A 13494-nucleotide genomic window follows, 5' to 3' on the forward strand; every position below is an offset into this window, starting at 1 on the left:
GTGCCGCTTTTCACTTACATTAGGCGCGATTTCCCCCCCCTGCGTTACGGAGCCATGTCGTGAACCCTGCACTGTTAGATCTTTCAGGCTATATAAAATTCTTTGTCGGGCTGTTCGCGCTGGTTAATCCGGTCGGCATTATTCCGGTTTTCATCAGTATGACCCGCTATCAGGCGGCAGCTGAACGCAATAAAACGAATTTAACCGCCAACCTGGCGGTGGCTATTATCCTCTGGACCTCGCTGTTCCTCGGCGATGCGATTCTGCGGGTGTTTGGCATCTCGATTGACTCGTTCCGCATTGCGGGCGGGATTCTGGTCGTGACCATTGCGATGTCGATGATCAGTGGCAAGCTGGGCGAGGATAAGCAGAACAAACAGGAGAAGTCAGAAACGGCCATTCGTGAAAGCGTTGGCGTGGTGCCCCTGGCGCTGCCCCTGATGGCTGGTCCGGGTGCCATCAGTTCGACGATTGTCTGGAGCACCCGCTATCACAGCTGGCTTAACCTGCTGGGCTTTACGCTGGCGATTGCCATTTTTGCCTTATGTTGCTGGCTGCTGTTTCGGGCCGCGCCTTTAATGGTGCGGATACTGGGACAGACCGGCATTAACGTGATTACCCGTATCATGGGACTGTTACTGATGGCCCTGGGTATTGAGTTTGTGGTCACCGGCCTGAAGTCTATATTTCCCGGACTGCTCAATTAACGCCTCACTTATTTCAGGCAGCGAAGTGGAAAACTGATCCGTAATGGTGCAATCGACGGTTTTATTGCACCATCACAATGCAATTATTCGTCACGCTTAAAAGATTCAGCCGATTATAAATTTCATTACTGCTGGCCGGTTCACAGACTTTTGTCAGCGAAATAATGTCACGATTTTCACACCATATTCTTCTGTCTTGATTCTTCCCTCCCTCATAAACACCCACCTGAGAGCAATAAGGCTGGATTTTTCTCACATCAGATGCCGACTTTGGAAGATAAGTGCCAAAAACCTTGCGTATTCATGATGCAAAGCATGTCTGCACAGGGTTTCCGACTAAAACGCCTATTTTTCATATCGATATGATATTTTCAGGTCGAAAATTAACACTTTCGCTGCGTGACAACTCGTGATAAAAGAGAATTAGTTAACATTTTAGCTATTTTACTTTGGCGCCCTCTGATGGCTTCTGATAATTTCTGGCCCAGCGTGAATTTTTTTCTCCGAAAGTGCAAAGTGAGAACGCTTTTTGCTTAAGCCTGTCGGGATACTTAAAAAAGGTTGGCGTTTCGGATGACTGGGATGATGAATGTGCAGCAACAGCGGCTGACTCTCGCCGCACTGTTAATAGCGTTTACGCCGGCTTATGCCGCCACGGTTCCGCCCGGAACGACGCTGGCCGCGCAGCAACAGATTGTGATTAACAATGGCAGTGAAGTCTCTTCGCTGGATCCCCATAAAACCGAAGGTGTGCCGGAATCCAATATTATTCACAACCTGCTGGACGGTCTGGTTAACACCGATAATTTCGGTAAGGTCGTCCCCGGCGTTGCCCTGAGCTGGGAGAATCCGCAGCCCACCGTCTGGATCTTCCATCTGCGGGATGATGCTAAGTGGAGTAATGGTGAGCCGGTGACCGCCGCAGATTTTGTCTACAGCTGGCGTCGGCTGGTGGACCCTGCCACCGCGTCGCCTTACTCCAGCTATCTGCAGGCCGCCCATGTTGCCGGGATCGATGCGATTCTGGCTGGTAAAGCGTCACCCGATCAGCTGGGCGTGAAAGCGCTGGATGACCACCGGCTGCAGATTACGCTCACTGAACCGGTGCCTTATCTGGTAGCCATGCTGGCGCACACGGCGCTGAAGCCGGTTTATGGACCCGCTATCAAAGAGTGGGGCGATGCCTGGACCCGGCCGGGTCACTATATCGGTAACGGTGCTTATACCTTAAGCGACTGGGTAGTGAATGAAAAAATTGTTCTGAAGCGCAATCCTCACTACTGGGACAATGCCCATACGGTGATTGAGCAGGGGACCTTCCTGCCCATCGCCTCTGAAAACAGCGATATCAACCGCTACCGCAGTGGCGGAACGGACATCACCAACAGCGCCCTGCCGCCGGAGATGTTTGGCAAGCTGCGCAGGGATCTCGGCGATGAGGTGAAGATCAGTCCGCTGCTCTGCACGTTTTATTATGAAATCAATAACAAAAAGGCGCCGTTCACCGATCCACGGGTGCGCGCCGCCCTAAAAATGACCCTCGACCGTGAGGTGATTGCCAGAAAAATTATGGGGCAGGGACAGATTCCGGCTTACAGCCTGACGCCGCCCTTTACCGCCGGTATTAAGCTGACACCGCCAGCCTGGTTTACCTGGACGCAGGCGCAACGCAATGAGGCGGCGAAAAAGCTGCTGGCAGAGGCGGGATTCAACGCCGCCAATCCGCTGACCTTCACGCTGCTCTATAACACTTCCGATCAGAATAAACGGCAGGCGATTGCGGCCGCTTCAATGTGGCAGAAAAATCTCGGCGCAAAAGTCACCCTGCAGAATCAGGAGTGGAAGACGATGCTGGAGACCCGTCATCAGGCCCAGTATGACGTGGTGCGAGCCACCTGGTGCGCCGATTACAATGAGCCTTCAACCTTTCTCAACATGCTGATCAGCAACGCCTCGATCAATACCGCCTTTTACAGCAGTGCGGCCTTTGACGAGCTGATGGCGAAGAGTCTGACGGCGGGCAGTGAGGCGCAGCGCGCGGAGCTCTATCAGCAGGCTGAAACACAACTCGACAAAGACTCACCCATTGTGCCAGTTTACTACCGCGTCAGTGTGCGCCTGGTGAAGCCCTGGGTTGGCGGTTTCACGGGCAAAGACCCGCAGGATATGACAGACCTGAAGTACTATTTTATTAAAAAACACTGATCTGCTCGCCGTCCTGGCGAGACAGACGGGAAGCGCATCAGCAAACAGACCAATTTTTTGGGGTCACTCTCCCGGGTTAAGGGAGCCCGGAAACGGGGGACGCCGCGGCAGAACAGCGCTGCGGTGACGATAATAAAACTGGAGTGTAATAATGAACAACATCACGAAAAAAAGCCTGATAGCAGCGGGCGTCTTCGCCGCAATAAGTGCCCTGGCAGGGAATGCGGCTTTCGCGGCGACCGTGCCTGCAGGCGTTGAGCTGGCAGCCAAACAGGAACTCGTTCGCGGCAATGGCGATGAAGTGCAGTCGCTCGACCCGCACAAAATCGAGGGCGTGCCGGAAGATAACGTGGCGCGCGATCTCTATGAAGGTCTGCTGGTCAATGACAGCAACGGCAAACCGATCCCGGGCGTTGCGGAAAGCTATGAAAATAAAGATTTCAAAGTGTGGACTTTCCACCTGCGTAAAAATGCCAAATGGTCTAACGGCGAGCCGGTAACCGCGCAGGACTTCGTCTACAGCTGGGAGCGTCTGGTTGACCCGAAAACGGCTTCACCCTACGCCAGCTATCCTCAGTATGGTCATATCCTGAACGTTGATGACATCATCGCAGGTAAAAAGCCCATTACCGATCTGGGCGTGAAAGCGATTGATGACCACACGCTGGAAGTGACCCTGAGTGAGCCGGTTCCCTATTTTGATAAGCTGCTGATCAACTCCGTGATGTCACCGGTTTATAAACCGGCGATTGAGAAATTCGGCGAACAGTGGACTCAGCCGCAAAACTGGGTCGGCAACGGTGCCTTTAAGCTCGACGCACACGTCATTAACGAACGCATCACGCTGGTGCGTAACCCGAACTACTGGGACAACGAGCACACCGTGCTGAACAAGGTTACCTACCTGCCAATCAGTTCTGAAGTCAGTGACGTCAACCGTTACTTCTCCGAGAACGGCAGCGACATGACCTATAACAATCTGCCGATCGAGCTGTTCAAAAAGCTGCAGCGCGAAAACGGTAAAGAGCTGCACGTCGATCCTTATCTCTGCACCTACTACTACGAAATCAATAACCAGAAAGCGCCATTTACCGATCCGCGCGTTCGTGCCGCCCTGAAGCTGGGTCTGGACCGTGACATCATGGTGAATAAAGTGCTGGCGCAGGGTCAGAAGCCGGCCTACAGCTTCACACCGCCAGCCACCGACGGTATGGAAATCCTGCCGCCAGACTGGTTCAAGTGGTCACAGGATAAACGTAACGCCGAAGCGAAAAAACTGCTGGCTGAAGCGGGCTACACCGCGGATAAACCGCTGACCTTCAACCTGCTCTACAACACCTCCGATCTGCACAAGAAGCTGGCGATTGCCGCCTCGTCGATCTGGAAGAAAAACATCGGTGTGAATATCAAGCTGGAAAACCAGGAGTGGAAAACCTTCCTGGACACCCGTCATCAGGGTAACTTCGATGTGGCTCGTGCGGCCTGGTGTGCGGACTACAACGAACCGACTTCCTTCCTGAACATCATGCTCTCTAACAGCAGCAGTAACACCTCGCAATATAAGAGCGATGCGTTTGACAAAGTGGTGCGTGACGCGATCAAAGCGCCGGATGCCAAAGGCCGTGCAGCGGACTATCAGCAGGCCGAGCAGATCCTGGATAAAGACAGCACCATCGTACCGGTTTACTACTACGTGAATACGCGTCTGGTGAAACCTTACGTTGGTGGTTACACCGGTAAAGATCCGCTGGATAAAACGCTGTCTAAAGACTTCTACATCATTAAACACTAATAGCGTTCAGGCTATCAGCAGTGGCGGCGCTTCTCGTGCCGCCTTTTTACTATTTTTTATATGTTGTGAAGCAACAGCCTGGTAGGTACGGCAATGTTAAAATTCATCCTGCGTCGCTTGCTTGAAGCGATTCCGACGCTGTTCGTCCTGATTACCATCTCCTTCTTTATGATGCGACTGGCACCCGGCAGCCCCTTTACCGGCGAGCGCACCCTGGCACCGGAAGTGATGGCCAACATTGAGGCGAAATATCACCTCAACGATCCTATCGGTAAGCAGTATGTCGATTACCTGGTCCAGCTGGCCCACGGCGATTTCGGCCCATCCTTTAAATACAAAGATTATTCGGTTAACTATCTGGTCGCGCACGCGTTCCCGGTCTCGGCAAAACTGGGTCTGGCCGCGTTCCTGCTGGCGATCGTGCTCGGCGTCACGGCTGGGGTCATCGCCGCGCTGAAACAGAACACATTGTGGGACTTCGCGGTAATGGGGGTGGCAATGACTGGCGTGGTAATACCCAGCTTTGTGGTCGCGCCGCTGCTGGTCCTGCTGTTCGCGATCAGCCTGAAATGGCTGCCGGGCGGGGGCTGGAATGGCGGGCAGTGGAACTACATGCTGCTGCCGATGGTGGCACTCTCACTGGCTTACATTGCCAGCATTGCCCGTATCACCCGTGGATCGATGATTGAAGTGATGCACTCCAACTTTATCCGCACGGCTCGCGCCAAAGGCTTACCGCTGCGCCGCATTGTGCTGCGTCATGCGCTGAAACCGGCTCTGCTGCCGGTCATCTCCTATATGGGACCCGCCTTTGTCGGCATCATCACCGGTTCGATGGTGATCGAATCGATCTACGGTCTGCCGGGAATCGGTCAGCTGTTTGTTAACGGCGCACTGAACCGCGACTACTCGCTGGTGATGAGCCTGACGATTCTGGTCGGTCTGCTGACCATCCTGTTTAACGCGATTGTCGACGTGCTCTATGCCGTCATCGATCCCAAAATTCGTTACTGATTGCGGAGTTCGCCATGATGTTAAGTAAGAAAAACAGCGAAGCTCTTGATGCGTTCAGTGAGAAGCTGGAAGTAGAAGGGCGCAGTCTCTGGCAGGACGCGCGTCGTCGTTTTATCCATAACCGGGCAGCCCTGATCAGCCTGCTGGTGCTGCTGGTCATTACGCTGTTTGTGATTATCGCGCCGATGGTGGCGCAGTTCACCTACGACGATACCGACTGGGCGATGATGTCTTCACCGCCGGATACCACCTCCGGTCACTGGTTCGGCACCGACTCGTCGGGGCGTGACCTGCTGGTACGTGTGGCCATTGGCGGCCGTATCTCCCTGATGGTCGGCGTCGCCTCCGCCCTGATCGCCGTGGTGGTTGGTACCCTGTATGGATCCATTGCCGGTTACCTGGGCGGCAAAACCGATTCGGCGATGATGCGTGTTCTGGAAATCCTCAACTCCTTCCCGTTCATGTTCTTCGTGATCCTGCTGGTGACCTTCTTTGGTCGTAACATCCTGCTGATCTTTGCCGCCATCGGCATGGTTTCGTGGCTGGATATGGCGCGTATTGTGCGCGGCCAGACGCTGAGCCTGAAGCGCAAAGAGTTTATCGAAGCCGCTCATGTAGGTGGGGTATCGACCTGGAAAATTGTGGTGCGCCATATTGTGCCCAACGTGCTGGGGGTGGTGGTGGTTTACGCCTCACTGCTGGTGCCCAGTATGATCCTGTTTGAATCCTTCCTGAGTTTCCTGGGTCTGGGCACGCAGGAACCTCTGAGCAGCTGGGGCGCACTCCTGAGCGACGGAGCCAACTCTATGGAAGTGTCGCCGTGGCTGTTGCTGTTCCCGGCGGGCTTCCTGGTGGTCACGCTGTTCTGTTTCAACTTTATCGGCGATGGCCTGCGTGATGCCCTCGACCCGAAAGATCGTTAAGGAGTTTCCCGATGACTATTCATGAATTTCAGCCAGCGATGGCGGCCCGCGCGGGAAGCGAACAGCTACTTACGGTCAAAGATTTACGCGTCACCTTTGGCACGCACGATGGTGATGTCACCGCGGTGAACAATCTGAACTTCTCGCTGCGCGCAGGGGAGACGCTGGGCATTGTCGGTGAGTCCGGTTCGGGCAAATCACAGACCGCCTTTGCCCTGATGGGGCTGCTGGCGAAAAACGGGCGCATTGGCGGTTCTGCGCTGTTCAACGGCAAAGAGATCCTGAATCTGCCGGAAAGCCAGCTTAACCGGCTGCGCGCTGAGCAGATCGCGATGATTTTCCAGGACCCGATGACCTCGCTCAATCCCTATATGCGGGTCGGCGAGCAGCTGATGGAAGTGCTGAAACTGCACAAGGGGATGAGCAGCGCACAGGCTTTCGAAGAGTCGGTGAGAATGCTGGATGCGGTGAAGATGCCGGAAGCGCGCAAGCGAATGAAAATGTATCCGCATGAGTTCTCCGGTGGGATGCGCCAGCGCGTGATGATCGCCATGGCGCTGCTCTGTCGTCCAAAGCTGCTGATTGCCGATGAACCGACCACGGCGCTGGATGTGACGGTGCAGGCGCAGATCATGACGCTGCTCAATGATCTGAAGCGCGAGTTCAACACCGCCATCATCATGATCACCCACGATCTCGGCGTGGTGGCGGGGATCTGCGACAAAGTGCTGGTGATGTACGCCGGACGCACCATGGAGTATGGCCGCGCCCGCGATGTCTTTTACCAGCCCGCCCATCCTTATTCGATCGGCCTGCTCAATGCCGTACCACGCCTGGATGCCGAGGGCGAGAGCCTCACGACCATTCCGGGGAATCCACCCAATCTGCTGCGTCTGCCGCAGGGCTGTCCGTTCCAGCCGCGCTGCCCGCACGCGATGGATATCTGCACCCAGTCGCCGCCGCTGGAGCCGTTTGGCGATGGCCGTCTGCGTGCCTGCTTTAAGCCGGTGGAGGAGTTAGTATGAGCACCGTAGCTGAAAAGAAAGTGTTACTGGAAATCGCCGACCTGAAGGTGCATTTCGACATCAAGGATGGCAAGCAGTGGTTCTGGCAGCCCTCAAAGACCCTGAAAGCGGTGGACGGGGTCAGCCTGCGTCTTTATGAAGGGGAAACCCTGGGCGTGGTGGGCGAGTCCGGCTGCGGCAAATCGACGCTGGCACGCGCCATTATCGGGCTGGTCAAAGCCACAGAAGGGCGTGTCGCCTGGTTAGGCCGCGATCTGCTCGGTCAGAGCGAAGAGGAGTGGCGCAAGGCGCGTAGCGACATTCAGATGATCTTCCAGGACCCGCTGGCCTCTCTGAATCCGCGTATGACTATCGGCGATATCATCGCCGAGCCGCTGCGCACCTATCATCCGAAGATGGCGCGTCAGGAAGTGAAAGATCGCGTCAAAAATATGATGATGAAGGTGGGCCTGCTGCCGAACCTGATTAACCGCTATCCGCATGAGTTTTCGGGCGGCCAGTGTCAGCGTATCGGCATCGCCCGTGCGCTGATTCTGGAGCCAAAGCTCATTATCTGTGATGAGCCGGTTTCGGCGCTCGACGTGTCGATTCAGGCGCAGGTGGTGAATCTGCTGCAGCAGTTGCAGCGTGAAATGGGACTGTCACTGATCTTCATCGCGCACGATCTGGCCGTGGTGAAACATATCTCTGATCGCGTGCTGGTAATGTATCTGGGACATGCGGTGGAGCTGGGCACCTACAGCGAGGTCTATGGCAATCCGCAGCACCCTTATACCCGGGCGCTGATGTCTGCCGTGCCGATTCCCGATCCCGATCTGGAGAAGAACAAGCAGATTCAGCTACTGGAAGGGGAGCTGCCGTCGCCGATCAATCCGCCGTCAGGCTGTGTGTTCCGCACCCGCTGTCCGATTGCCGGACCGGAGTGTGCGAAAACCCGTCCGCTGCTGGAAGGCAGCTTCCACCATGCGGTCTCCTGTCTCAAGGTCGACCCGCTCTGAAGCAAAACGCCGGGCAATTGCCCGGCGTTTTCTGTTGTGGGATGCTGCGCCACGACGTCATTCACGTCACCGCGCATCTACGGTCTATTCACGCCACAGGATATGACACAGCTTGTGATCTTTTTCACGGCACAGCAGCACACGCGCAAAGACGTCGGTGATCGGCTCACCGTCCGCGTCACCCAGCCCAATCACCACCTCGGCGAAAAAGTCAGGGTTCAGATCGAAATCAACATGATCTTTCCAGTCTTCAGACGGGTCGAACAGCTCTGCGCCACCGCGCTCCTCAAACTGCAGATTGAAGAGAATGATGTCTGCCGGATCGAGATTGTCACCTGCCAGTTCGAGAAAAATATCGTAGGCCTGTTCCAGCGTTTCATCTTCGGTAAGGCGATTATTTAAATCCATAGTCTGTCCTGTCTGCCTGCGGCCATTTACACAATCTGGCTCGTTTTACAGTAAAGGGCTGAAGAAGTAAAACAGTCGTTCAACAATGCGCTGCCACCAGGCACGTTTTGCCCAGCGCTTACCCTCCAGCAGGCGCGACCGCGCGATATAGTCATCCTGTACGCAGGCCAGGTCACTGCCGAAGCCCGCATCATCCACCACCAGCGTCACCTCGAAATTAAGCCATAAACTGCGCATATCGAGATTCACGGTGCCGACCAGGCTCAGCTGTCCGTCCACCAGCACGCTCTTGGTATGCAGCAGGCCATCTTCAAACTGGTAAATCTTCACGCCCGCCTCCAGCAATTCACTGAAGAAGGCGCGGCTGGCCCAGCCGACCAGCAATGAGTCATTGTGACGCGGCAGGATCAGGCTGACGCTGACGCCACGCTGCGCCGCCGTGCAGATCGCATGCAGCAGGTCGTCGCTGGGCACAAAGTAGGGGGTCGTCATGATTAGCTGCTCACGCGCCGAATAGACGGCGGTCAGCAGGGCCTGATGGATCATATCTTCCGGAAAACCGGGACCGGAGGCGATCACCTGCACGGTGTGGCCGCTCTCCTGTTCAAACGGCATGATGTTGCGATCGGGCGGGGGAGGCAGAATGCGCTTACCGGTCTCTATTTCCCAGTCGCAGCTGAAAACGATCCCCATCGCGGTCGCGACCGGGCCTTCCATACGCGCCATCAGATCAATCCACTGACCCACACCGGCACTCTGTTTAAAGAAGCGGGGGTCGACCAGATTCATACTGCCGGTGTAGGCGATGTAGTTATCAATCAGCACGATTTTACGATGCTGGCGCAGATCCATCCGCCGCAGGAAGACGCGCAGCAGGCTCACCTGTAACGCTTCCACCACGTCAATGCCGGCGTTGCGCATCATGCCCGCCCAAGGGCTGCGGAAAAAGTTTACGCTGCCCGCTGAGTCCAGCAGCAGACGGCAGTGGACGCCACGGCGCGACGCCGCCATCAGCGATTCGGCAACTTCATCTGCCAGACCACCGGGGTGCCAGATGTAAAACACCATCTCGATATTATGGCGGGCCAGCTGGATGTCACGAATCAGTGCCTGCATCACATCATCGGCGCTGGTTAACAGTTGCAGCTGATTTCCCTTTACCCCGGCAATGCCCTGCCGATGGTAGCAAAGCTCAAATAACGAGCGCGCGACGTCGCTGTGTTCCGTCGCGAAAATCTCGCGGCACTGCTTCAGATCGTTCAGCCAGCGGGCCGTTGACGGCCACATGGTGCGGGCGCGCTCCGCGCGACGTTTACCCAGGTGCAGTTCGCCAAAGGAGAGATAAGCGATAATGCCGACCAGCGGCAGAATATAGATAACCAGCAGCCAGGCCATCGCCGACGTGACAGCCCGGCGCTTTATCAGGATGCGCAGTGTGACACCGGCAATCAGCAGCCAGTAACCAAACAGCAGCAACCAGCTGATCAGCGTATAAAAAGTGGTCATAAAGTGGACATCCCGTTCGCGCTTCCGTCTGGCAAGTTTACGTGCAGATGACGGCTAACGAAACCTTTATCCCTGACGAGAATAATGAGAGAACAGATTGGGTATTGTCGCAGAGATCTCTATAATGCGGCGGCGTAGACGATGGCAGAGAGGAAGTGATGAAACGAAGCAGAAATGAAGTGGCACGCTGGAGAATGTTACGACAGGTTCACCGTCGCCGTTCACGCTGGCTGGAAGGGCAGTCACGCCGTTATAAACGCATCCATTGTATCCGCCACCAGCTGGCGCAGCAGCAGCGCCGATCGATTCTGTTCATCACGCAGATGGTTTAATCCTGCACCTCTTCAGCCCGCCCTGTAAGCCGATACCCTGTGAGGCAGCAGGCGGGCTGCGCATTATCCGGGGCACCCTTACGCTTCAAAAAAGCCCTGCTCGGCCAGTAACCGGCGCGCCTGAGCCTGCTCCTGAGGCGATGCACCCCGATCGTTAACCTCGAGCATCAGACAGGGCATTGCGCTGCCCAGCGCCGCTGGCCGGCGATAGCCTTCCCGATCGTACCATTCGTAACTCCACCGGCCTGATTTGCGCTGATAGTAGATCGTCAGCCAGGCAGAGCAGTTCGCCGGATAACCGCTTAATACTTCAATCTTGGGATCGGCCAGCGCGGCAAGCCGGGATAAAAGCGTGTCAGCCAGAGTGAGAACCGGAACAGGATAGGTTTTATTCATAGTGAGCTCGCGACAGTGCGGTGCATCCATTCAGAGGTGTAAATCACGAATAGTAAATGTAGACAGAGGTAACAGATAAATCCTCTCGCCGGTCAAAAAAAGCCGTAAGTTAAAAGGATCAGGCGAAAAAGGGGCGGGTCTGAGGAGGCTGACAGGGGATGTGTACAAAGCGAGAAAAAACTTGTACAACTTTACATTGTTTTAAGTCTATGTATTAAATGAATTTAATGAAAAATGTCACGCTTTGGGTGATTTTTCGCGCTAAATACCTGTACAGGAGGGGCGTTTTTGTATAACTTTACCGCATCGCTTAGTAACTTTAACGACGCCTTTAAGGGACAATCATGCAGACTAACGTACATATTCCCGCTTCAGTTTCAGACATTACCGCCTATCTGCACAGTGCTGCACAGCCTTCACAGCAGGCGATCCTGGGGTCGGTTGTCACGGAAATTATTCGTTCCGGTCGCAGCCTGAACCGCAAAGCGATCTGCTCAAAACTGATTAGCCGCCTGCAGCATGTTACCAGCCCGGAAGAAGAACAGCACTATCACGCGCTGATTAGTCTGATTCTGGATCGCGGCTGATATAAAGATAACAGAGTATGAAGAACAGGACAGTCATTCAGCTGTCCTGTTCTTTAATGCCCTTAACCCTGTCGGCCGTTTATGGTCAGCCGGGATGAAGCGGCTTCGTCATCATCAGCGTGACATTTACCAGCTGCAACGCTGCTGCCAGCACAATCAGCATCACGATCGTCTGTTTCTTCCTGCGCCAGCCCTGCGTCCGCCAGAGATAAATCGCCCTGCCAAGCAGTAAAGCGATGACCAGCAGCAGCGCCAGAATAACAATCTGCATATTCCCTCTCTTTGCGAAAAAAAATGGCTTCTGCGCCAGGCACAGAAGCCATTTTTCATACTCAGATGCGATCAGAAGACGCGTTTGAACGGCTTAACCGCGACCTGACTATAGACGCCCGCCGCAATATAGGGGTCATCCTGCGCCCAGGATTGCGCCGCTTCCAGCGACGGGAACTCCGCAATGACGGTGGAACCGGTAAAGCCCGCCACGCCGGGATCGTTACTGTCCACGGCAGGCATCGGGCCAGCGATAATCAGGCGTCCCTCTTCGTGAAGCAGTTTGAGCCGTGCCAGATGGGCAGGGCGCACGGCGTTACGCTTTTCCAGTGAATCTGCAGTATCTTCTGCATAAATGACGTAAAGCACTCAGGAACTCCCATTAACCAGAATTTTGCACACGTTAAGGGATTGCCCTTCAGAGTGCAAACGAAAACTCCGGCGGCTGGAAGGCGCAGCATAAAGGGCTAAATGCGCTTTTCTGATGGCGTGAGGGCGGGAGTTATTGAAACTGATTGCTATTTGCATTTAAAATCGCTGCTTCATTCAATCACTGCGACTGTTATGACCACGCTGACTATGCCCTTACCCAAACGCACGCCACTCTCCATGTTGCTGTCTGTTGTTCTGCATGGGGCCGTCATTGCCGGAATTCTGTATGCGTCATTCCAGCAGGTGACGGAAGTGCCAAAGGCCTCTCAGCCGATCAGTGTCACCATGGTTGCCCCGGAAGTTCAGCCTGAGCCTGCTCCGGCTGTTGTGCAGCCGCCTGCACCAGAGCCTGAGCCGCAGCCACAACCTCAGCCAGAACCGGAACCTCAGCCGGCACCGGAACCGCCGAAAGCGGAACCGGTGCCGATACCAAAACCTGAGCCGAAGCCCAAACCAAAACCCAAACCTAAAACCGAGCACAAGCGGGAGAAACCTGTACGCGACGTGAAGCCGCGTCAGGAGAGTAAACCGCAGGATAATCCGTTCCGGCAGGAGGCGCCGGCGACCCAGACCCGCCCAGCCACTGCACCAAAAGCGACTCCGTCACCGACAGCATCGGTATCAACCGGCCCGAAAGCGCTGAGCGTCAGTAAGCCAGGCTATCCTCAGCGCGCTTATGCGCTGCGGGTTGAAGGGCGCGTGCGGGTGAAGTTTGACGTGGACAGTGACGGTCGGGTAGAGAACATTCAGATCCTCTCTGCGGAACCGCGCAATATGTTTGAGCGCGACGTCAGGCAGGCGATGAAAAAGTGGCGTTATCAGAGCGGTCGCCCGGGTCAGGGACTCACAATGAATATCGTCTTTAAGCTTAAAGGCGGGGCCAGCATAGAGTAAGAGGC

The 13494-nt window shown here is 55.2% G+C and carries 15 protein-coding genes; 10 read left to right on the forward strand and 5 right to left on the reverse strand.

Going from position 1 to position 13494, the window contains the following annotated elements:
- Nucleotides 1-59: 59 nt before the first annotated feature.
- The 7 genes from CKF42_RS03895 (at nt 60) to oppF (ending at nt 8664) form a co-directional block, all read left to right on the forward strand.
- On the forward strand, nt 60-707 hold the full coding sequence (locus CKF42_RS03895; protein WP_009089907.1) for a YchE family NAAT transporter: 648 nt from the start codon (nt 60-62) through the stop codon (nt 705-707).
- A 582-nt stretch (nt 708-1289) separates the two neighbouring features.
- Nucleotides 1290-2912 (forward strand): ABC transporter substrate-binding protein, encoded by a 1623-nt coding sequence (locus tag CKF42_RS03900; protein WP_058958171.1) that lies wholly within the window; start codon nt 1290-1292, stop codon nt 2910-2912.
- Between the two features lie 151 nt (nt 2913-3063).
- On the forward strand, nt 3064-4704 hold the full coding sequence (gene oppA, locus CKF42_RS03905) for an oligopeptide ABC transporter substrate-binding protein OppA (protein WP_111207577.1): 1641 nt from the start codon (nt 3064-3066) through the stop codon (nt 4702-4704).
- Between the two features lie 93 nt (nt 4705-4797).
- Entirely contained in the window at nt 4798-5718 is a 921-nt protein-coding gene (gene oppB / locus CKF42_RS03910; RefSeq protein ID WP_009089910.1) for an oligopeptide ABC transporter permease OppB, read from the forward strand.
- Nucleotides 5719-5732: 14 nt separating this feature from the next.
- The gene (gene oppC / locus CKF42_RS03915) at nt 5733-6641 is read left to right on the forward strand and encodes an oligopeptide ABC transporter permease OppC (protein WP_046101922.1); all 909 of its coding nucleotides are present in this window, start codon (nt 5733-5735) and stop codon (nt 6639-6641) included.
- A gap of 11 nt (nt 6642-6652) precedes the next feature.
- Complete coding sequence (locus tag CKF42_RS03920) at nt 6653-7666, forward strand: ABC transporter ATP-binding protein (protein WP_009089912.1); 1014 nt, start codon at nt 6653-6655, stop codon at nt 7664-7666.
- A complete protein-coding gene (gene oppF / locus CKF42_RS03925; protein WP_009089913.1) occupies nt 7663-8664 on the forward strand; it encodes a murein tripeptide/oligopeptide ABC transporter ATP binding protein OppF in 1002 nt (333 codons plus the stop codon). Before CKF42_RS03920 ends, oppF begins: the two co-directional genes overlap by 4 nt.
- Before the next feature lie 84 nt (nt 8665-8748).
- Here the strand turns inward: oppF and CKF42_RS03930 are convergent, their stop codons facing one another.
- Nucleotides 8749-9072 (reverse strand): HI1450 family dsDNA-mimic protein, encoded by a 324-nt coding sequence (locus CKF42_RS03930; protein WP_111207578.1) that lies wholly within the window; start codon nt 9070-9072, stop codon nt 8749-8751.
- Between the two features lie 45 nt (nt 9073-9117).
- The gene (gene cls / locus CKF42_RS03935; protein ID WP_009089916.1) at nt 9118-10578 is read right to left on the reverse strand and encodes a cardiolipin synthase; all 1461 of its coding nucleotides are present in this window, start codon (nt 10576-10578) and stop codon (nt 9118-9120) included.
- A gap of 158 nt (nt 10579-10736) precedes the next feature.
- On the opposite strand from cls, the gene CKF42_RS21040 reads away from it, so the two are divergent.
- Nucleotides 10737-10910 carry a YciY family protein gene (locus CKF42_RS21040; protein ID WP_128084052.1) on the forward strand — a complete coding sequence of 58 codons (174 nt, stop codon included), beginning with the start codon at nt 10737-10739 and terminating at the stop codon, nt 10908-10910.
- 78 nt (nt 10911-10988) lie between these two features.
- Here CKF42_RS21040 and CKF42_RS03940 read toward each other — a convergent pair whose 3' ends face one another.
- Nucleotides 10989-11306, reverse strand: a complete 318-nt coding sequence (locus tag CKF42_RS03940; protein ID WP_009089920.1) for a hypothetical protein — start codon at nt 11304-11306, stop codon at nt 10989-10991.
- A gap of 344 nt (nt 11307-11650) precedes the next feature.
- Here CKF42_RS03940 and ycgZ point away from each other — a divergent pair, with 344 nt between their 5' ends.
- Nucleotides 11651-11893: a regulatory protein YcgZ gene (ycgZ, locus tag CKF42_RS03945; RefSeq protein WP_111207579.1), complete on the forward strand. Its 243-nt coding sequence runs from the start codon at nt 11651-11653 to the stop codon at nt 11891-11893.
- A gap of 85 nt (nt 11894-11978) precedes the next feature.
- Here ycgZ and CKF42_RS03950 read toward each other — a convergent pair whose 3' ends face one another.
- Together CKF42_RS03950 and CKF42_RS03955 are read right to left on the reverse strand one after the other, a co-directional pair.
- Nucleotides 11979-12164: a hypothetical protein gene (locus CKF42_RS03950; protein WP_058958173.1), complete on the reverse strand. Its 186-nt coding sequence runs from the start codon at nt 12162-12164 to the stop codon at nt 11979-11981.
- 71 nt (nt 12165-12235) lie between these two features.
- Nucleotides 12236-12532 (reverse strand): YciI family protein, encoded by a 297-nt coding sequence (locus CKF42_RS03955; protein ID WP_009089924.1) that lies wholly within the window; start codon nt 12530-12532, stop codon nt 12236-12238.
- A 195-nt stretch (nt 12533-12727) separates the two neighbouring features.
- Between CKF42_RS03955 and tonB the strand changes: the two genes are divergently transcribed.
- Entirely contained in the window at nt 12728-13489 is a 762-nt protein-coding gene (gene tonB, locus CKF42_RS03960) for a TonB system transport protein TonB (protein ID WP_111207580.1), read from the forward strand.
- Nucleotides 13490-13494: the final 5 nt, after the last annotated feature.

The organism is Pantoea sp. ARC270 (assembly GCF_003236725.1).
Taxonomy (GTDB): Bacteria; Pseudomonadota; Gammaproteobacteria; order Enterobacterales; family Enterobacteriaceae; genus Pantoea; species Pantoea anthophila.

Excerpts from the sequence above, each read along its gene's own strand:
- CKF42_RS03900 (WP_058958171.1), top strand. The coding sequence starts at position 1,290 with ATGATGAATGTGCAGCAACAGCGGCTGACTCTCGCCGCACTGTTAATA.
- oppA (WP_111207577.1), top strand. The coding sequence starts at position 3,064 with ATGAACAACATCACGAAAAAAAGCCTGATAGCAGCGGGCGTCTTCGCC.
- oppB (WP_009089910.1), top strand. The coding sequence starts at position 4,798 with ATGTTAAAATTCATCCTGCGTCGCTTGCTTGAAGCGATTCCGACGCTG.
- oppC (WP_046101922.1), top strand. The coding sequence starts at position 5,733 with ATGATGTTAAGTAAGAAAAACAGCGAAGCTCTTGATGCGTTCAGTGAG.
- CKF42_RS03920 (WP_009089912.1), top strand. The coding sequence starts at position 6,653 with ATGACTATTCATGAATTTCAGCCAGCGATGGCGGCCCGCGCGGGAAGC.
- oppF (WP_009089913.1), top strand. The coding sequence starts at position 7,663 with ATGAGCACCGTAGCTGAAAAGAAAGTGTTACTGGAAATCGCCGACCTG.
- CKF42_RS03930 (WP_111207578.1), bottom strand. The coding sequence starts at position 9,072 with ATGGATTTAAATAATCGCCTTACCGAAGATGAAACGCTGGAACAGGCC.
- cls (WP_009089916.1), bottom strand. The coding sequence starts at position 10,578 with ATGACCACTTTTTATACGCTGATCAGCTGGTTGCTGCTGTTTGGTTAC.
- CKF42_RS21040 (WP_128084052.1), top strand. The coding sequence starts at position 10,737 with ATGAAACGAAGCAGAAATGAAGTGGCACGCTGGAGAATGTTACGACAG.
- CKF42_RS03940 (WP_009089920.1), bottom strand. The coding sequence starts at position 11,306 with ATGAATAAAACCTATCCTGTTCCGGTTCTCACTCTGGCTGACACGCTT.
- ycgZ (WP_111207579.1), top strand. The coding sequence starts at position 11,651 with ATGCAGACTAACGTACATATTCCCGCTTCAGTTTCAGACATTACCGCC.
- CKF42_RS03950 (WP_058958173.1), bottom strand. The coding sequence starts at position 12,164 with ATGCAGATTGTTATTCTGGCGCTGCTGCTGGTCATCGCTTTACTGCTT.
- tonB (WP_111207580.1), top strand. The coding sequence starts at position 12,728 with ATGACCACGCTGACTATGCCCTTACCCAAACGCACGCCACTCTCCATG.